Here is a 17,636-nt window from a genome sequence, read left to right as displayed (position 1 = left end):
TGGTATAATCAGCACCGTATAAAAATCTCACTGGGCGGCGTAAGTCCCACGGAATACCGCCGGAACCTTGGAATTGCAGCATAAACAGTCCAAGAATTTGTCCGCACCTCCTATTGGGGAGTATTGCTCCGGTACTGACAGGCTACCGGCCGCAAGATCAGAGTTCTAACGGTTGTCGATACCTTCTCTCGCTTCTCGCCGGCGGTCGATGCACGTTTCAGCTATAAGGGCGAGGATGTGGTCCAAACGCTCGAACGGGTATGTCGCCAGGTTGGTTACCCTGCCACCATTAGTGTGGACAATGGCAGCGAATTCATTTCCCGAGACCTTGATCTATGGGCCTATCATAAGGGCGTCGTGCTCGACTTCTCGCGACCAGGCAAGCCGACCGACAACAGCTACATCGAGAGTTTCAATGGCAAGTTCCGCGCCGAGTGCCTGAACGCCCACTGGTTCATGAGCCTTGACGACGCGCGTTCGAAGATGGAGGATTGGCGTAGAGACTTGTATGAAGCGGCGTTTGTCAATCCATCGTCATCCCTCCCAAAGTTGCTTTCCATCGGTTGTTCGCAGTCGTCTGGCAATCCGGCACCCGATGGTGCCTCCACTTGTATCCGGCTGAGGCGGCTGCCTCCGACCATAATCCCGATTCATGGTGGCCAAACGCCTGCTTCGAAACGCGGTACCAAACTACAACTCGGCGTGTGATTTCCATCTCTACGCACGGTAGCCACGCTTCCCTCTCAACTGCCCGTCGGCGGTTGAACCTTATTTGGCGGCGATAGATAGAGTGGCCCCTTCGGGCACCACACCGTCTTCGATGAACCGCCAGAATGCTATTGCAAGTTTGCGAGCCAAAGCGACTATGCCGACCTTTCCAGACCGACTTCCATGCCCCGAGAAGCGGGAGCGATACCATCGCGTGAGCTGGCTTTGTGGTTGGTACTTGAGCCAACACCAAGCCAGTTCGATCAGCATCACGCGTGCTTGTTTGTTGCCCGCTTTGCTGATGCCCTGATCTCGATGCACCTCTCCACTGGCATACGGGCTGGGAGACAGTCCGAGGTAGGAGGCCAGATGCTTTCGGTTTTTAAATGTTCGATGGAACACTTCCGCGACCAAGTGTGAAGCACCGATTTCGCCGATGCCATCAAGCTGCTTCAGAACTCTGATCTTGGCGCCGTTATTGATCTCTCCTTCGGATCCGCAAGCCTGAATGCGCTCTTTCTCCAGAGCCTTGAGTTGCGAATGCACGAGGTCCAGCCGTTCGAACTGGCGGCACAGCTCACGGAAGATGAACCGGCCCAGCCCCCTGCCGTCGCCAGTTCGGATATTCGAGAGTGCTTCCTTCCAGCGCCCTCCCCAAAGACCGGGAACCGAGCGAATACCGTGGAGTACCAACAAGGCGCGAATGCGATTGACGTGGCGCGTGCGCTCTTTCTTCAATTGGGTACGTTCTCGGGATAGGCGTTTGGCGTCCTCTTCATCGAGGCTGGGTAGCCGCACCGGGCGGCAAACCGACCTATCTCCGAGCAGATAGGCCTTTAGGGTAAACACCATCGCTTCAACATCGATGCGATCTGTCTTCACACGTCGGCCTCGACGGGAAACCAAAAAACTGGACGGGTCCAAAACAGTGGTATCGATACCGCTGTTGAGGAGAAAGCGGGCAAGCCAAAAGCCATCATAGCCCGCCTCGAAACATACCCGCAGCGGCCCTGCCGCAAATCCTGACGGAGAGCGATCTCGTGTCATGCTTTGAATTCTTAAAAGAGCGGACAGGAGAGCCTCGGCGTTGCCGCCGGCAACCGTAATCGTCTGTACCTTATCCGAGCCAGGCAAGAGGTAGCCGACCAGCCACGTTTTCTGGCTCAATTCAAGGGCGATATAGCAATCATTGACACTATCAGCGCTCATTATCATCCTCCGTGGAAAAGCGGAGGTGAATTATCAAGCTCCGCGGCGAGCTTGCATAGGATCTATAACGAGTTCCGGCCACATAGCGCGATCGGCAACAAGGTGCCAATTTCGCTCATGAACAGCTCATCGGCATCCCCGCCGACATGAGCTTTAACCCCGGAAAATTCCAGCTCCCGCTGGCCCAAAAACGGGGAGCACCTCAAAAAAACGCTGAGGCCTAATAGCAGTCGGATGAAAATTCGGTGGCAGGTCACTCGCTGCAAAGAGACTTTCACTGCATTCATCGACCGGAGATACGGTGACGCGCCGCCGGATATTGAGCGATCCCTCTCCCTGGCGTTCGACCAAGGCGCTCAAACGGCGAAACACCGAGGAGATGCTAGCTGCTGTCCCTATAGCGCAGTTTCTGAGCCAGAGCCTTTTCTAGCGTGGGTGGAAGGGTTCGAGTGCTGTTCTGTTCGCTGATGCAATGCGGGTGAGCCAGCCCCGCGAAACCCAAAGCGCCATGAAGCAATTTTCACGCAGGAAGTTGCCCGAGTTGTCACAACGGCCGGCTCTTTCTCTTTCGAGAGCGCGAAACACGTTAAAGCATCCGGAGGTCAGCTGGAGGTAAGCTACCTTGAACGGTGAGCTTTGCGCATCAGCACGCCGAACACGAGGGCGACGAGCAACAGAGCAGGAATGTCGCCAACCAAATGCCCGTGTTGCATGGGATTGGCGAGCGCCTGGACCGTCATTACGCCCGCGTGAACGATACTCGACACGACAGTGAACCAAATTAACGATGCGTTGGCCATAGGAGCTTTCGCGGCCCTGATCAGGAAAGCTCCGAGAGTCGCGTAAATCGCAACAATCATCATGTAATAGTTGTTTTCAGCGGGACTGCCCTCGTGCCAAGCCCAGCCCGATGGCCAGAAAACTGCCAACGGATAAAGCAGACAGCAGATTGCCCCGAAGATAATCAGCGCAGCCGACAAGAGCCGATTGGAATCGAACATTCCAGTTCCTCCCGAACTAAGAAGATAACACATGCCGAAGGCGCGTCCCTATTCTAGGCGTCTGCTTTCCACCCGAAATCAGAAGTATGCAACTCACTCCTGTTACGACCGGTTTGGCCGGTACGGGGCTGCCAGTTCAGTCGGCCACGAGCCCCACAAGCTTGCGATCGACAACAATGGCATCGAGCAGAGAGGTCTTCTCATTCAACACGGCAAGGAGTCCATCGATGTCGGCCAAGCTAGGGTAAGCCGGTAGATAGCCATTGCCCCCAGCATTTCGAGATCCGGGTCGTTCCGCCGAAGTTCTTCCCGCTCGAACATGGCATCTCGCTGGCATTCCTCCAGTGAAGCCGCAAAGGCCAAGGGCTCGTCGCGGCCAGGCACGATCTGGTACCCAAAGACAACCAATTCCATCCCGTCCCCCTCGGAGAAGCACCTCATAGGTATAGCCGCCCACGCTGAGGGGGGAACTCCCAAAATCGGGGGGGGGGTAAAGGGATATCGGCTTACGAGGCGGAACGTTGTGTTTCTAACGGAACAGTGTCAAAATGTTCTCGGCACCAGCATTGGCGATTGAAAGGGATTGCGTCGCCAGTTGCTGCTGTGTCTGAAGCGCTTTCAGCCGGGAAGAGGCCTCGTTCATATCGGCATCGACCAAGCGGCCCACGCCGCTGGTGAAAGAATCGGTGAGTTTCGAGACAAATGAATCCTGCATAGCAATTCGTGTTGCGGCTGAGCCCAGTTTTGCGGCAGCGTTGATCAACTTCTCCAGTTGCCGATCGACGAACGGCAGCAATGTCGCGATGACTTGGTCGTCGGTGGCGTTGGTACCGAGACGCAGCTTGCTTTTGTAGTCGTCCATCTTGGTGATGTCGAAAGTAGCTACCGTTATCTCGTTCTCGTAGTTGCTTGCGCTTACGGTTGCTCTTGTGCTCGTCTCGATGGAATCTCCGTCCCACACCCCCATGTTTGGCCAAGCAACAACCCAAGCTCCGTCTAGCTGCACGTAGGGCCGGTAGGCGAACACATCATCCCAAGCGACAGTACCGTCCAACGTCCAATTTGGGTTAAAATCGATCGTCGGTACAAAAATATCCGCCCCAGCCGTGTCCTGATGTCCCGAGTTTCGCACCCCCACCAGTATCCCTTGGTCAAGAATGCCGCCATGGCCTCCCGATAAGTCGAATAGGACATTGGAATGGTCGAGCTTCACGTCCACTGTCTGAAGCGCGACGTTTCCAGAGGCATCACGCGTGAACGACCCCACGATGCTTTTGTGAACTGCTGTTCCTGCAACGTATCCGAGGCTGGCCGAATCGAACTTACCGCCGACCTCCGCCTGCAGCCAATTCTCACCGGAAAATGAAGCCGACGAGGCTATGCTACGGAGCTGATCCTGTAGCTGACTAATTTCCTCCTGCACCTTAGCGCGATCGACACCGGATTCGGATGCTGCAACCAGCTTATTCTTCAGCTCCTGCAAAACATCGATGGACGACTCCATTGCCGCATAGGCGGTATCCACTTTGGCTGCGCCGAGTCCAAGGGCATCCTGGACTGCGGACAGAGCGCCATTATCAGAACGCATAGTGGTCGCGATAGACCAATACGCAGCATTGTCCGAGGCTGAGCTCACACGTTGCCCTGTAGAGACTTGCCGTTGCGTTTCCTCGATGTGGCCAGAGATCTGGCGGAGTGTCTTCAGAGCCGACATGGCGCTGATATTCGTCAAAAGGCTTGTCATAAATGGCTCAAACTATCGTGTTTGCTTGAATTCTTGCCTCACGATGGGCCTCCACATCTGAGGTGGAGATGGTTAATTGATAGTAAATGTAGAATGTGAAATCTCGGAACCTTGAGATTGTCGAGGCCTTGCATCGCGCCGGATAGCATGTGCCCGATCATCTGCTGTCGAGCCTGTCCCCGCTCACCTGGGAGCGCGTAAATCTCACCGGCGATTACATATGGGAAGACAAGCCGGCGCTCGACAATTCGGGCGTCCGAACACTGCTGTTCTCGATCTGATCCGCCTACCGTATATCTGTGCCCCTTTGATGTTCAGGGGCCTCTGTGGTCGGACACGACCGCAGCAGCTCTTCGGCCTTCCGGGATCATCCCGACGCCATGAGCAAGCTAGTCCGCGTCGACTGCTTGCCGATAATCGAACATCTAGAACGCGCCGACTGGAAACTCGCTCGCGATTGGTATCACCGGTTCTTTTTCGCCCAGCCGGAGAAGCCGGAACGAATGATCTCGGCAGACCCTCTGGGATGGTATGATAAGCTGCCGCCCGATCTTATGGGCGCGGAAGCCTATGACGACCCGTTAGCTATCTGGAGGAATGGGCTGATGACGTCCGAGGCTTCGGTATTGATAGCGGCCACCATGTCGCGGAAGAGAGTCCTCGTGATCTCGCGGCCGCGATCTTGGCGTTTCTGCGAAATTGAAAAGCCGATTGACCGCGGACGTCTCTCGACCAAGCTCCGCGACCGCCGTCACGACCAGCTAATTCACGGGTTATTACAGAACAAGAGAATTTAGAGTAGGCGAGCGGCCCGACCACTTCGCCGAGTTGCACTGTTATAATAGCTCGATGCCTGCTGAACCGAACGATGGCGCGACTGCTCCATAGCCTCGATAAGCGGGATACCGCGATTCGCCGCTTCCGTCAGATATCCCGATCGCAATCCATGCGCCGAATACGCCCCACTGTCCAACCCAGCCATCTCCGCTCGCTGCTTGATGATCGCATTAACCGACTGCGGATCGAGCGCCCGCCGCGAGATAGTTCCCTAGCGCCCGATCGCCCGAAACACGCTCCCTTTGTCGATCTTCGCCGCTGCCATCCAGGCATTCAGCGCCTCGACGGGTCGGCCGGTGAGATATACGAGCTCGTCCTCTTCGCCCGTCGTCGTTTTGGTGCGGCCGAGATGGATGGCGAGCGAGGGGAGGGGAGGACCGCCCTCAACTTCGATTGGAGCTTCCACGGTCAGTTGTTCCAGGCGAAGGCCTGCGATCTCGCTGCGCCGGCGGCCGCCGGAGGCAAAGGCAACCATCAGGATCGCCCGATCGCGGACATCGCGCAGGTTGTCGGTCGCGCAGGTCGCCAGAAGCCTTGCCAAGATATCGCTGGTCACGGCTTTCGCGCTTTTGCGACGACGCTGTCTCGGGACGGCGCGCACCGCCAGGCGGATCGCCTGTTTCAGGGCAGGGGAGGCAAAGGCGCCGTCGAGCCCGCGCCATTTCGTCAGGGTCGACCAGTTGGCCAGCCGCCGGCGCACCGTATCCGGTGCGTGCGGGCCGGTGGATTTCAGAAAACCTTGGCGCCGGAGATTGTCGTCGACATCGGCCGGCATACCGTGATCGGCGTCGTTCGCTCGCTTCTCCGGATCCCACAGATGGTGTGCGACGAATTTCAAAAGCAGCGCCTCCGGCGCCGGCCAGGGCAGGGAGGAACCGGTCGCGGCCAGTCCCCAGGCTTCGAGATAGGCAAGATCCGAAGTCAGCGCCCTGAGCGTATTGTCGCCCATGCCGCGTTCGACGAGATGCTTGAGGGTCTCGACATCCTGGTCGGTCAGCAACTCGGCGAGTTCGTCGCGGCGTTCCATCGGCAAGACGGCGGCAATGGTGTCGAGCTCTTCGGCGCGGCGTTCGACGGCGGTTAGTGATTTTTTTGGTTTGGCCACAGGCGCTCCAAAAGGACGGTTTCGGCGGCCGACAAGGCCGTGATTTGCCTCGATTCTTTCTTGTCGATCCGCTTGATTAAGCGGAATCAATCTCGTTGGGATAATTCAGTTTATTGCCTGCCAGGATCATTGGAATTTTCCGTATTCGCCGGAATTCCCCGTTACGGACATGCAAGGTTAGCGTAATCAATCTTTCAAAGGGAGAGGTGTGACGCAGCTTAAAGGCTGATAAGACCGAACAAAGGGTACCGGACACAAGAAAAATGACCAGAGAAGAAATTCTTAGCTACTCTCAAGCGGTTTGCGACGGCCTTCGCGAGGACGAAGACGGAGTTAGACGAGAGGTTCTAACGCACGCAGGAAATAGATGGTCGCTCGGCGTGATACACACTCTCGGGGTTTATGGCAGGCTTCGACACGCGGAAATTGGAAGACGAATGCACGGTGTCACGCAACGGATGCTGACCCGTACCCTGCGTCAACTGGAAAGAGACGGTCTCGTCACGCGCTACGATCTGGTTGAGATGCCACCTCGCGTAGAATATGAACTCACGGAATTGGGCATGGGTCTTCTTATTCGCATGATCCCACTTTGGACATGGGTCGTGGAGAATTCCGACCTGTTTCGAAAATCACGCGAGGATTATGATTCTCGTCCGCCAGAGAAGCCTTCCTGGCAGACGTTTTAATATGAGGGCTGCGGCCGCTCGGCTAGGACCGCTGAGTACGCCGGGTGCTTAGGGCTATCTAGTTGCTGCGAAGGTTCGCGTTAATCCAATCGGACACATCCGTGACCTTAATGCCTTCGCGTACGTTGAAAGTGCTGGCCTTGTCCCATGCCATTCCGCGCCCGATGCCAAAGGCTGCTCGGTATTTGCGCATCATGTTTTGGGGGTCATTTGCCAGTTCTTCCATAAGAGCTGGAACAGTCCATTCGGACCTGTTGAAGGGCCGGTTCAAACCCACCTCCAGCTTTTCAGCGAGCTCGCCATAGGTAACGGTATCACCTGCCAGGAAGACAATTTCGTTGCTGATGGTCGGCTCGTAGAAGACGATCTCAGCAGTGAGTACGCCGATGTCGTCGGGCGTCGTCACCGTGACAGCCGTATCGAAGCTGCCCAAGGCTTTCACGGCGTTCTTTTCCAGATCAACAACACCGAATTCCGGCTCGAAGAGATAGCTCATGAACATGCCGGTGGAAATGATGACCCATTCGGTCTTATCCTGTGAGCGCAGAAGTTCGCGGACATCAAGCTGCGCGTCGAAGATGTCCTGCGGACCGCCTCGACCGATCGCCTCGAAATCGACGCCGAACTGCCAAGGGAAATAGCGCGGTATTCCGGATTGCAACGCCGCCTTGGCGAGTTTCATCGGGGTGTTGATCCCCGCCGCATAGCCCGTGCAGCCAATGACGGTATCGTACCGTGAAAACAGGGATGCCAGCTCGTCGATTGAGCTCTTCACCAGATCGCCTATGACGATCTCTATGCCCAAGTCACGGATCTCGCGGACGTCCCGCTGCTTTGTCGGCGCGCTGGACTCCACGGCGCTGGCGCGCAGCAGGACGCTTATCTTTGCTCCTTCGATGACCTTTGCGCGGCTAGCCAGATTGCGCAGGACAGGCATCCCAAGCTCACCTGCACCGAGCACGAGGATGTTGCGTGATTTCACGCCGGAAACGAAGTCATTCATTTTTCAAGCCTCTTTCAAATCGAATGAGGCCTCTAATTGGCGATATTGAATCTCAGTAAAAGAAGGCACACGGATGATACTCCATCGAAAACGATGACGGACAGCGATCCGTTGTGTTTCTCTTTGTCGAGTGACGGCATGTCTTGCCATTTTCGGTAGAATGGCGTCCGAGACCAAGCGTCTTTCACCTGTCATTCTTGGGGAGCATCCTGACATCTGCAGCAATTGACCAAGGCGAAGCCGACACGTTGGCGAGGAAGCCCCAATGGTGCAGACACCTGACAAGATGCTCAACAGGGAGACAGCTTGGCAAAAGGCTGTGGTTCGCGAGGCCGTCATTCGGCCCCTCGCGTTCGAAAAGAAACTGAGCGCCGCGGAGAGATTTGCCGCGTGCCGGGAGTTGGGTCTCAAAGCCACAAGGTTCTATCAGCTGCTCGGTCAATTCCGGCGAAAGCCGGTGACCAGTTCATTGCTGGATGAAACGCCCGGTCCGAAGAAGGGAAGGCGGCTGCTGTTGTCGGAGCAGGAAGACGCAGTCGGCTGCGCCATCCAAGAAATCTATTGCCGCCGCGAGCGACCGACGATCACCGCCGTCCATGATCATGTCCGGTTCATTTGCCGTCAGCGAAACATATCTGCGCCCTCCTGGAAGGCCGTGAAGGTTCGAATTGATCGTTCCGACCAGAGGAAGTTGGCCAAAGCCCGTGAGGGTGCTAGCGTCGCCCGTCAGCAATACGTGCCGGTTGTCGATGAGTATTCAGTCGTGCACGCGCTGGAAGTCGTGCAGATCGATCACACGTTGGTCGATCTCTTTGTTGTTGACGCTGTAAACCGCCAACCATTGCAGCGCCCTTGGCTGACCTTGGCGATAGATGTCGCCAGCCGCATGGTGGTCGGCTTCTATCTGAGCCTTGAGCACCCATCGTCAACATCTGTCGCCCTGGCCATCCGGCACATGGTCTTGCCGAAGGCTTCCTGGCTCGTGGAGCAAAACGTGGTCGGCGACTGGCCTGTCTATGGTTTGCCCACCGCCATTCATCTCGACAATGCTCGGGAGTTTCGGGGAAAGGCACTTGCTTGGGGAACGGCCGAGCACGGCATAAAGCTCATCCATCGACCGGTTGCTCGCCCACATTACGGTGGCCATATCGAGCGGCTTATCGGCACGATGATGGGTGCCGTTCACTTTCTGCCCGGCTCAACGTCGAGCGATATAAGCGCTCGTGGCGACTACGATCCTCAAAAACATGCTGTCATGACCTTTGACGAGCTGGAGCGATGGCTCACCCTCGAGATCGTCGGCCGCTATCACGCCGATGTCCACCGTGCGCTAAAGATTCCGCCTCGGCTGGCTTGGGAAGATGCCGTCCTCTCGCGTGGGGGGCCTCTGCGGCTTCCCTACGACGAACATCGGTTCGTCCTGGATTTCCTGCCGTTCGAGGAACGCGTCATCCGTCGAGACGGACTGCACCTGTTCGGCCTCAAATATTGGGACGATGTCCTGAGCCCATGGACCGGTGCGCCGGATAAGATGCGCGTCCGCTACGATCCTCGGGATATTTCCTGCGTGTTCATCGACGGGCCAAACGGCGAAAACTGGCCGGTTCGGTTTGCAGACCTCAGCCGGCCACGGATCACGCTCGGGGAGCACCGGCAAGCCGTGGCCGCTTTGAGGGCCCGTGGTTTTCAATCGGTCGATGAGCATCTGATTTTCGAGACCATCGAAGCCCAACGTCAGCTTGTCGAGGGGGCAAGCCGCCAAACGCGAAGCATCCGCCGCGGAGCCGAAAGACGGTCGCGAGCGCTGGCAGCGACAGACTGGAACGAGGCAGAACTGACGGATGATGCCGACGACGAGGATTTCTCCGATTTGGCGCCCTTGTCGGTGGAGGAATGGTCATGACGGGATATTCCCATCTGCTGCCTGCCTATCGCCAGTATGCCGAGATGGGGATTGAAGAACGGATCGCCTGGATCCGTGCTGATCGTTGGTTGGAAACAGCCGATGCGAGGGCCGCGCTGGCGAGGCTTGAGGATCTGCTCACCTATCCGCCAAGGGACCGAATGCCCTGTCTGCTTCTCTACGGCGATACGGGTATGGGAAAGACCAAGATCATTCGAAAATTTCTTCGGGATCACCAGCCCGTCTTCGATCGTGGAACGGGTGTGACGAGCATGCCGGTCGTGGCGATGCAGATGCCGGCCGAACCCGTCGAGCGCGATGTCTACGGCGAACTCCTCAATGCGTTGAGTGCACCAGGTCCAAGTGGAGACGCGACCTACCGACTGAAGACCACGTGCCGGACCTTGATGCGAAGGATAGGGGTACGGATGCTGATCATCGATGAGATCCATGCCATGTTGACGGGGACATATCGGCAGCAACGGGTCTTCCTCAACGTAATCCGCTTTCTGGCGAACGATCTGAAAGTGCCGTTGATCTGCGCAGGCACCGATCTCGCCCGGCAGGCGTTGTTGACGGATCCGCAGCTTGCCGAAAGGTTTGAGGCCTTTCACCTGAAGCGCTGGTCCAATACGCCGCAGCTCGCCCAATTGCTCGCAAGTCTCGGGAGCATACTGCCTCTACGCGAGCCATCACAGCTCGGGACCGCAGCGTTGCGTCGCAAGGTGTTGGATATGACCGACGGCGTCACGGTGCGAATTTTTCGCTTGATCGAGACAGTTGCCGTCGAAGCCGTCCGAAATGGCAAAGAGGCGATCACCTTGGAGAGCTTCGACGGCGACAACTTGATCCTGCCGCTTGTTGCGATGGCGCGGCGCACTGAAGGCCGCCTGCAGCGACGTGCAACCCAGTGAGACCGGTGCGGCTGCTGGCTTTGGCTCCACGACCCTTTGAAGATGAACTCCTAAGCTGTTGGCATTGGCGGGTGTCGAGCCATTATTCTTGCTCACCTCGGCAGGTGGAAAACTGGATAAGTGGGGGCTCGGTAGGCCCTAACCCGCATCTCTTTCGCCACGATGTTTCGGCCGACCAGCCCGCAACCCGTTTATGGGCGCTTGCCTGTCGCCTGCGTCAAGTCGATCTGGAGCGGCTGTCTTTGCAAAATACCGGGCGCAGCAGGGCTTCATTCGTGAGCGATCCCGCCCATCGAGGCGTTTGTCCGACATGCCTGGATGAAGACGCAGAAGAGGGGAGGGATCATTATTGCCGGCGATCTTGGGCATGTGTCGAAGCAGTTGCCTGCCCCCGCCACAAGATTGGCCTCGAGATTAACTGCAGTGGGTGTTTCCGTAGTGGTCTGTTTCAGTTTCGGTCCACACCTGTTGGCGTTGTCAGACTGTTTTGCCGTGATTGCGATGCGATTGTCTCGGCGCGGCGGTTCCCGCGCCGCGATCAAACAGACCTGCTGCAGGTTGCTTCGTTGGTAGGTGAGGCTATCGGCAAGGGTGGGTCGGAGTTTGAACGTATCGACGCGGCAAGCCGCTTTCTCTGGTCGCCTCGGCCGGAGGGGATGCCATACATCGCCGCGCTGGGCTTATCACTGCCTTATGGTCAGCGGCCGTCAGTCGCGAAAGGCGGGGCGCCGCTGGCCAGCCTTCCACCGGCATGGCGAGCTGTAACCATTACGACCATTGCCAACCTCCTCTTTCAGGTGGCTCCCAAAACGGTTCCGCTCTCTTCCTCCGTTCGCGAAGCCTTTCGGCAATTCGAGCAAGGGCCGACCGAAGAGTGTCATCAGGCACCTCCACCAACGCGGACGGCGTCAGTCGTGAATCTCCGTGCGGAAACCGAATACCGGCAGTTGGCACGCGGCATTATCCAAAGCGAAGGCTGGAAATCTTTGCCATCCAAAGCAGGGCGCGCAAGAAACCGGGCAATCGGCAAGCTGATGCTCCGCGCCCTCAATGACGAATGAGGCCAAACCGATGTGCCTCATCCAGCAGGTGGCGAACGGAGGAAGGCTGCCATTTCCGCCCACCGCGCGCCGGCCGCTCACCCATTTGATCCAGTTGGGCGGCAATATCGCGCAGTGACAGGCCGGGATCAGCAATGGCAATCGCTGCAACGAGCTTCATCAGGTGATCTTCCGGGGCACGACGGGGCGAGCGCGCCAGAAGCTCGGGATCGACCAGCTTCTCGCGGACCATCCGATGCACTGCGCGGCGCAGCCGTTCGGCCGTCCAGTCATGGCCCCGGCGATTGAGTACCCGGACGACATTGTCCCAGCTGTGTTGGGGCCGCAGCTGCCGCACCATCGGCAGCCAGGTTTGGGCGGAGGAGATCAGCTCGTCGAGATAGAGTTTTTCTCGTGCCTTCGACACCGCCTTGATCGCCTCTGGTCGCCGCTCTCGGAGTCCCGGATTGCCCGGTAGCTTGCCACGCGCTTTTGCCGCCTTGATGCCAGCTTTGGTTCGTTCGGCGATCAGAGCTCGTTCGAGCTGTGCGACGGCGCCGAGCACCTGGAGGGAAAACATCCCTTGTGGCGTGGACGTGTCGATAGGATCGCGGATTGATCGGAAATGAGCACCGCGCTCTTCAAGGTCCTCGATCACCTGCAACAGGTGGCTGACAGAGCGGGCGAGGCGATCCAGGCGGACGACGACGAGCACATCGCCGGCAGTCAGGTCTCCGAGCAACCTTGTCAGCACCGGTCGAGCTCGTGATGCGCCGGATCCGTGCTCCTGAAAAATCCGCTCACAACCGGCGGCGCGCAACTCGTCCATCTGCGCATCATGGACCTGATCGTCGGTCGAGACGCGGGCATAACCGATAAGCCGTTTGGGGCTCGGCGCTGGATTGGCGGCATGCCGTTTTGCCATGTTTTTCTCGTGCGTTTTTCAGGTGCTTTGTACAGATAAGGAATGCGCGAGAAAATGAACAGTTGCAAGCGTGTTTTATGACCTAAATGCAGCGCCGTCAGACTCGAAATGCGACGCCGAACGAGCATCCGGCCGTAACCTGCCTGAAACGCCCACTGGCGGCCTTCTGCGGCGGAAAGGCCTGAATTTAAGGAGATCTGAGGAGGGGAGGGCGATCGAAGGCCGTTCGAGCGACAGAGCCGACGCAGAATTATGCACTCACCTACAGGGGGAGTGCTGCTCGAAGGGACCACAAGAGCGAAGACGGTTCCGCCGAACCTCGCCGAAATCTACCCAAAAGGCCGGAAAACCAAGGGTTTTCGGTCATCTAAGACGGCTGACATTTCTGATTTGCGACTCCAGATCAACTACCATCGATAAGCGATACTTATCGATGGTTATGACCCCGACCAGCAATCATACCATGTGAGGAACAGTAATATTCATATAGAGTTCCTTTAAAAGATAGTTTATCATAAAATCAATGGCTTACGATCTCGCGAAAATCAGCATTTCAAACCTGATGGGGCCCGCATTTGACGCGGCCGTCGCCATGACCCGTCTCGACGAGCGCATCGCCCGTTCGGCAGTGGGCGCGGGCTGGACTGAGCGCACCCACTTTGCCGATGCCTGTGCCTCGCTGTGGATCGACGGCGAATTGGTCCACCTCGAGGACCTGGTCCTGCACGACGCCACACGCGATATTCGCACTCCGACTCACGAGCTCACCATCGCCCGCGACGTCCTGCGCACCCGCCGGCGCATCGCCGCGCAGCCGCCCGGCTGGGCGCTCAGCCCGGATGGTCTCCGCAGCCTGCGCCGCCACAACGTTGTTGCCAGCGCGCCTGAACCATCTCTCGGTGATAGCGCCGCCGAGAGCGAAGACGCCGGGGTGCCTGTTGAGGCGTCGGAAGCGGGGGAGGGCGAGGACAGCGAGGACGCTAGCGCATTCGACGCCGAGCTGGCCGCCATCGATGCGGTGCTGGCCCGCTCGGAAGCGGTGTTAGAGACGGCCACCGCCCAGAAAAGTCGGTCGCGGGAGCGTGACCCGCTCGTCTACGATCTCGACTGGGACGAGGACGCGCGGCTGGAGGAATGGCGAACCGTGCTGCGCCACGCCGAAAATCTGCCGCCGGTGCTGCAGGCCATTGTCGCTCTAGATGCATGGAACACGCTCGAGGTGCTGCAGCACGCCCCGTGGCTCGGCCGGCACCTCGCCGCCTCGATCCTGCGTCAGGCCGGCGTCACCACCGGCGCGCATCTCGCCGCCATCAATCTCGGCCTGAAAACCATCCCCGTCGATCGGCGCCGGCATCGTGATCGCGAAACCCGGCTGCTCGCGATCGCGTACGGACTGATCGCGGCCGCCGAGATCGGATTGAAGGAGCATGACCGGCTGGCGCTGGCGCGAAAAATGTTCGAGCGAAAGCTGGACGGACGCCGGACGTCTTCAAAGCTGCCGGAGCTGGTCGAGCTCGTCATGGCAAAACCGTTGGTGTCAGCCGGGATGGTAGCGAAAACACTCGAGGTCACGCCACAGGCGGCGCGGCGGATTGTTGCGGAGCTCGGCCTCAGGGAGATGACGGGGAGGGGGAGGTTTCGGGCGTGGGGTGTCTTGTGAACTAGTCTCATAGATTCTTCTGGCTTGACGATGTTAATTTTCTCCTCCACAAATGAGGTTGGGAAAATTAACATGAGTAGGCGGCATGGAAAATATCAGCCCAAAGACAATCACTGATCCTGAGATTGGCGACCTTTACCTTGCTCGCCTGGGACTTGAGCGTGAGAAATTGATCGCGGCAGGTCATCACGCACTTGCTGCTGCTGCGAATGCCTCACCACTGCATCCGGCCAATGCGGCTGGCATGTTCGCGTATATGGACGGAGTGAAGGGCCTTCGCGCCGAAAACCTCGGCGGAAATTGGGAAATCTTTAGCGAAGAAGGTGTGGAAGGCATCCGCAATGACGTCCTCAAGCTTCGAGTTCTCTTCGTAAATGTCAACCAAGCCTGTCGCAAAGCGGGTCCTAAAGCGCGGTCTCGAAAAGGCGCTGGCTCCGAGCGCGTGGCTTGTGGCGATATGTTTGAAGCGGCCGGTATCGACCTCCCAATCAGTGTGGTCAAGTTTCATGGAGACCACAAAACTTATTACCTGATGGTCGACCAGTTTGGCGCAATGGAACTCAGTTTACCTGTGGTGAAGAATGGCCAATTCCTTCGCTGTATCGATCGAGTATTTTTGATTGAGGGTGGCGATCTGGATGCGGTCGATTTTGGCATCAATGAACCGACCAACGATCCAGATCTGGATATCGTCGTCAGTCGAAAATAAAGCCGAACAATCATGTTCAATGGAAAGAGACTCAGCCTCGCCAGAAAAAGGCAGAAGCTGACAGCGAAGGAACTCGCAGAAAAGGCCGGCGTATCGCCGGTCACAATCACGCGGCTTGAAACCGGCCAGAACCAGGCGGATTCTGGAACACTTGAGAAGCTCGCAGAGGTTCTGGGATATCCCGTGCAGTTTTTCTTCAAGGAGGACCCCGCACTCCTTTCAGCAGAAATCGTGAGCTTTCGCAGCCTGTCGAGCATGACCGCGAAAGAACGAAATGCTGCCCTTTCGGCCGGCGATAACGGGGTCGAAGTCTATGAGTGGCTTGAGAATCGATACAATCTACCGGCGTTGGATTTGCCGCATTTCGACCCGGAATTGACACCTGAAGCTGCCGCCGATGCTCTCCGCCAGCACTGGGGCCTTAGTTACCAACCCATCGCAAACATGATGAAACTGATCGAGGCTAAAGGCATCCGCGTCCTGGGGCTAGAAGAAACCACGGCAAATGTTGATGCATTCTCGTTCTGGCAAAATGACAAAGCGTATGTGTTTCTGAATTCGTTCAAATCGGCGGAGCGCAGTATTTTTGATGCGGCTCACGAACTGGGCCATTTGGTCCTGCACAGGCATGGCCAAACCTCAGGCGCGGAGGAAGATACACGCACGGCCGAGGTAGAGGCAAACCGCTTCGCTTCCGCTTTTCTAATGCCGGAGGAAGACGTTAGGGTCAGAATGCCCCGTCTTATAACGGCTGATCTTGTTTTACGGGCGAAGAAGAGGTGGCGCGTCTCGGCAATGGCGCTGGCATATCGCCTGGCGCATCTTACCAGACCCATGCTCTCCGAATGGCAATATCGTTCCATATGTATAGAGCTCGGGAAACGCGGTTATCGCACGAGCGAACCTGATGGCATCCCCAGGGAAACGTCTGTGCTATGGGGGAAAGTTTTATCTCAGCTTTGGGCGGAGCGGAAAAGTCTCGTGGACGTTGCCGAGGAGCTATCGCTTCCAATGACTGAGGTCGAACGACTTTTATTTTGTATTCTGCCCCAGTCCGGTATCGACAATGAGGGTGGAGGAGTCCGAAGCTCAAAGCTCAGTATCGTGAAATAGATATCAAGATCGAGTGAACGCGATGACCAGGGATCACACGAGTCATGGCAAATGGTCCGAAGTAGGGGTGCCTAAAAAAGGATGGTCATGTGTCGGGGTTGAGGACTTGGGTGAGCCTTCCCAGCTTTGCGAAATGTGCGAAAGCGTCACCATCCGCTACGTCCATTACATGGAGCACGACCAGACCACCGAATCCTTGGCCGTTGGCTGTGTCTGCGCCGAACATATGGAAGAGGACTATGTCCGCCCGAAAGAACGGGAGAGGGGATTAAGGAGCCTCTCCAAACGCCGTAAGACATGGGCCGAGCGCGCATGGAAGCGCTCCGCCAAAGGCAATGATTACATCAACACCGAAGGATATAACCTGACGGTGTTCTCGAAGAATGCAGGCTTTGGTGTGGTGGTCACGAACCGGAAGAACGGCGCTACCCGCAGCGGCAACAAGGAATTCGCCTCCGTGGAAGAGGCAAGGGCAGGGGCTTTGACCGCGCTGGTCTGGGCGAAAACACATTTGCAGTCAGTGTGAGGAAGCCATGACGGAGACCCTCGAAGAAGAACGACCGATCAGCGTACCGAGCTTTGGTGTCTCGGTTCAGGGCATGGAAGAAAAAGCAGGTGAGACGCTTGCCTATTGCGTCGGCGATTATGTGCGGGAGTTGAGCCGTTACATCAATCTGGAACGGCTGGACGGCGTAACGATCGCCGTCGATTACAAGGAAGCGCTCCTCGCTGTTGATCGCGGATATGAAACGGACTTCCGTCTAACTCCCAGCTCGGAACTTGTGGAAGGTGTAGCCATGGCGGTGAGCGTCGTCCGTAACGGCGTTCTTAAATCGCACCTCGTGCTAAACGCTGCTTATATCTACTCCCTTCCTTATGAGGATGACGAACATTATGCCCATTCGCTTCATCTGCTCGCCCATGAATGCGCCCATGTCGAACTAACGATGACGACCGACAAGGCGTTCCCCGATGCGCTTCTGAAAAAAATCTACGATGATGTTGCGGACGCCTGTGAAGGGCAGGCCTACCATTATCACCTCGCGTATATGTCGCAGATGGAGCTATCCCTTTAG

16 protein-coding genes and 3 pseudogenes are annotated in these 17,636 nt (G+C 57.2%); 13 read left to right on the top strand and 6 right to left on the bottom strand.

The genetic code is table 11. The features are described from left to right. On the top strand, positions 1-84 hold an 84-nt coding region (locus J2X76_RS31700; RefSeq protein ID WP_405030106.1), incomplete at its 5' end, for an IS3 family transposase. A gap of 57 nt (positions 85-141) precedes the next feature. Next, positions 142-501 (top strand): annotated as a pseudogene (locus J2X76_RS30625) (DDE-type integrase/transposase/recombinase); the annotation flags it as partial. 267 nt (positions 502-768) lie between these two features. Here J2X76_RS30625 and J2X76_RS30620 read toward each other — a convergent pair. The 3 genes from J2X76_RS30620 to J2X76_RS30610 all read right to left on the bottom strand — a co-directional run bounded on the left by J2X76_RS30620 (position 769) and on the right by J2X76_RS30610 (position 4,662). Further along, entirely contained in the window at positions 769-1,917 is a 1,149-nt protein-coding gene (locus J2X76_RS30620; protein WP_310221551.1) for an IS110 family transposase, read from the bottom strand. A 617-nt stretch (positions 1,918-2,534) separates the two neighbouring features. Beyond that, entirely contained in the window at positions 2,535-2,918 is a 384-nt protein-coding gene (locus J2X76_RS30615) for a DUF6632 domain-containing protein (protein ID WP_310221549.1), read from the bottom strand. Positions 2,919-3,447: 529 nt separating this feature from the next. Then, on the bottom strand, positions 3,448-4,662 hold the full coding sequence (locus tag J2X76_RS30610) for a flagellin (RefSeq protein WP_310221548.1): 1,215 nt from the start codon (positions 4,660-4,662) through the stop codon (positions 3,448-3,450). Between the two features lie 149 nt (positions 4,663-4,811). Here J2X76_RS30610 and J2X76_RS30605 point away from each other — a divergent pair, with 149 nt between their 5' ends. Both J2X76_RS30605 and J2X76_RS30600 read left to right on the top strand, forming a co-directional pair. Beyond that, complete coding sequence (locus J2X76_RS30605; RefSeq protein ID WP_310221547.1) at positions 4,812-4,943, top strand: hypothetical protein; 132 nt, start codon at positions 4,812-4,814, stop codon at positions 4,941-4,943. A gap of 45 nt (positions 4,944-4,988) precedes the next feature. After that, positions 4,989-5,365, top strand: a pseudogene (locus tag J2X76_RS30600) (alpha/beta hydrolase); the annotation flags it as partial. Positions 5,366-5,455: 90 nt separating this feature from the next. Here the strand turns inward: J2X76_RS30600 and J2X76_RS30595 are convergent. Beyond that, positions 5,456-6,604: pseudogene (locus J2X76_RS30595) on the bottom strand (tyrosine-type recombinase/integrase). Between the two features lie 263 nt (positions 6,605-6,867). Here J2X76_RS30595 and J2X76_RS30590 point away from each other — a divergent pair. Then, positions 6,868-7,293, top strand: coding sequence for a helix-turn-helix domain-containing protein (locus J2X76_RS30590; RefSeq protein WP_035209835.1), 426 nt, complete (start codon positions 6,868-6,870; stop codon positions 7,291-7,293). Between the two features lie 58 nt (positions 7,294-7,351). On the opposite strand, the gene J2X76_RS30585 is transcribed toward J2X76_RS30590, so the two are convergent. After that, complete coding sequence (locus tag J2X76_RS30585) at positions 7,352-8,296, bottom strand: aromatic alcohol reductase (RefSeq protein WP_112973373.1); 945 nt, start codon at positions 8,294-8,296, stop codon at positions 7,352-7,354. Positions 8,297-8,561: 265 nt separating this feature from the next. Here J2X76_RS30585 and J2X76_RS30580 point away from each other — a divergent pair, with 265 nt between their 5' ends. From J2X76_RS30580 to J2X76_RS30570, 3 genes are read left to right on the top strand one after another with little or no spacing between them, the layout of a single operon-like run. After that, entirely contained in the window at positions 8,562-10,199 is a 1,638-nt protein-coding gene (locus tag J2X76_RS30580) for a Mu transposase C-terminal domain-containing protein (RefSeq protein WP_310221545.1), read from the top strand. Then, positions 10,196-11,113, top strand: coding sequence for a TniB family NTP-binding protein (locus J2X76_RS30575; RefSeq protein ID WP_207770913.1), 918 nt, complete (start codon positions 10,196-10,198; stop codon positions 11,111-11,113). Before J2X76_RS30580 ends, J2X76_RS30575 begins: the two co-directional genes overlap by 4 nt. After that, a complete protein-coding gene (locus J2X76_RS30570) occupies positions 11,110-12,174 on the top strand; it encodes a TniQ family protein (RefSeq protein WP_310221543.1) in 1,065 nt (354 codons plus the stop codon). The genes J2X76_RS30575 and J2X76_RS30570 overlap by 4 nt, the downstream gene beginning before the upstream one ends. Here the strand turns inward: J2X76_RS30570 and J2X76_RS30565 are convergent. Next, positions 12,161-13,078 carry a recombinase family protein gene (locus J2X76_RS30565; RefSeq protein ID WP_310221541.1) on the bottom strand — a complete coding sequence of 306 codons (918 nt, stop codon included), beginning with the start codon at positions 13,076-13,078 and terminating at the stop codon, positions 12,161-12,163. The genes J2X76_RS30570 and J2X76_RS30565 overlap by 14 nt on opposite strands. Positions 13,079-13,601: 523 nt before the next feature. Between J2X76_RS30565 and J2X76_RS30560 the strand changes: the two genes are divergently transcribed. The 5 genes from J2X76_RS30560 to J2X76_RS30540 all read left to right on the top strand — a co-directional run bounded on the left by J2X76_RS30560 (position 13,602) and on the right by J2X76_RS30540 (position 17,636). Beyond that, complete coding sequence (locus J2X76_RS30560; protein ID WP_310221539.1) at positions 13,602-14,738, top strand: RHE_PE00001 family protein; 1,137 nt, start codon at positions 13,602-13,604, stop codon at positions 14,736-14,738. 85 nt (positions 14,739-14,823) lie between these two features. Next, positions 14,824-15,447, top strand: coding sequence for a hypothetical protein (locus J2X76_RS30555; protein WP_310221537.1), 624 nt, complete (start codon positions 14,824-14,826; stop codon positions 15,445-15,447). A gap of 12 nt (positions 15,448-15,459) precedes the next feature. Next, the gene (locus tag J2X76_RS30550; RefSeq protein WP_310221535.1) at positions 15,460-16,560 is read left to right on the top strand and encodes an XRE family transcriptional regulator; all 1,101 of its coding nucleotides are present in this window, start codon (positions 15,460-15,462) and stop codon (positions 16,558-16,560) included. A gap of 106 nt (positions 16,561-16,666) precedes the next feature. Beyond that, positions 16,667-17,086 (top strand): hypothetical protein, encoded by a 420-nt coding sequence (locus J2X76_RS30545; RefSeq protein ID WP_310221533.1) that lies wholly within the window; start codon positions 16,667-16,669, stop codon positions 17,084-17,086. A gap of 7 nt (positions 17,087-17,093) precedes the next feature. Then, positions 17,094-17,636, top strand: a complete 543-nt coding sequence (locus J2X76_RS30540; RefSeq protein ID WP_310221531.1) for a hypothetical protein — start codon at positions 17,094-17,096, stop codon at positions 17,634-17,636.

It is taken from the genome of Neorhizobium sp. 2083, from assembly GCF_031455615.1.
GTDB lineage: Bacteria > Pseudomonadota > Alphaproteobacteria > Rhizobiales > Rhizobiaceae > Neorhizobium.
This window is presented reverse-complemented; position numbering and strand designations above follow the sequence as displayed.

Excerpts from the sequence above, each read along its gene's own strand:
- J2X76_RS30620 (WP_310221551.1), bottom strand. The coding sequence starts at position 1,917 with ATGAGCGCTGATAGTGTCAATGATTGCTATATCGCCCTTGAATTGAGC.
- J2X76_RS30615 (WP_310221549.1), bottom strand. The coding sequence starts at position 2,918 with ATGTTCGATTCCAATCGGCTCTTGTCGGCTGCGCTGATTATCTTCGGG.
- J2X76_RS30610 (WP_310221548.1), bottom strand. The coding sequence starts at position 4,662 with ATGACAAGCCTTTTGACGAATATCAGCGCCATGTCGGCTCTGAAGACA.
- J2X76_RS30590 (WP_035209835.1), top strand. The coding sequence starts at position 6,868 with ATGACCAGAGAAGAAATTCTTAGCTACTCTCAAGCGGTTTGCGACGGC.
- J2X76_RS30585 (WP_112973373.1), bottom strand. The coding sequence starts at position 8,296 with ATGAATGACTTCGTTTCCGGCGTGAAATCACGCAACATCCTCGTGCTC.
- J2X76_RS30580 (WP_310221545.1), top strand. The coding sequence starts at position 8,562 with ATGGTGCAGACACCTGACAAGATGCTCAACAGGGAGACAGCTTGGCAA.
- J2X76_RS30575 (WP_207770913.1), top strand. The coding sequence starts at position 10,196 with ATGACGGGATATTCCCATCTGCTGCCTGCCTATCGCCAGTATGCCGAG.
- J2X76_RS30565 (WP_310221541.1), bottom strand. The coding sequence starts at position 13,078 with ATGGCAAAACGGCATGCCGCCAATCCAGCGCCGAGCCCCAAACGGCTT.
- J2X76_RS30560 (WP_310221539.1), top strand. The coding sequence starts at position 13,602 with ATGGCTTACGATCTCGCGAAAATCAGCATTTCAAACCTGATGGGGCCC.
- J2X76_RS30555 (WP_310221537.1), top strand. The coding sequence starts at position 14,824 with ATGGAAAATATCAGCCCAAAGACAATCACTGATCCTGAGATTGGCGAC.
- J2X76_RS30550 (WP_310221535.1), top strand. The coding sequence starts at position 15,460 with ATGTTCAATGGAAAGAGACTCAGCCTCGCCAGAAAAAGGCAGAAGCTG.
- J2X76_RS30540 (WP_310221531.1), top strand. The coding sequence starts at position 17,094 with ATGACGGAGACCCTCGAAGAAGAACGACCGATCAGCGTACCGAGCTTT.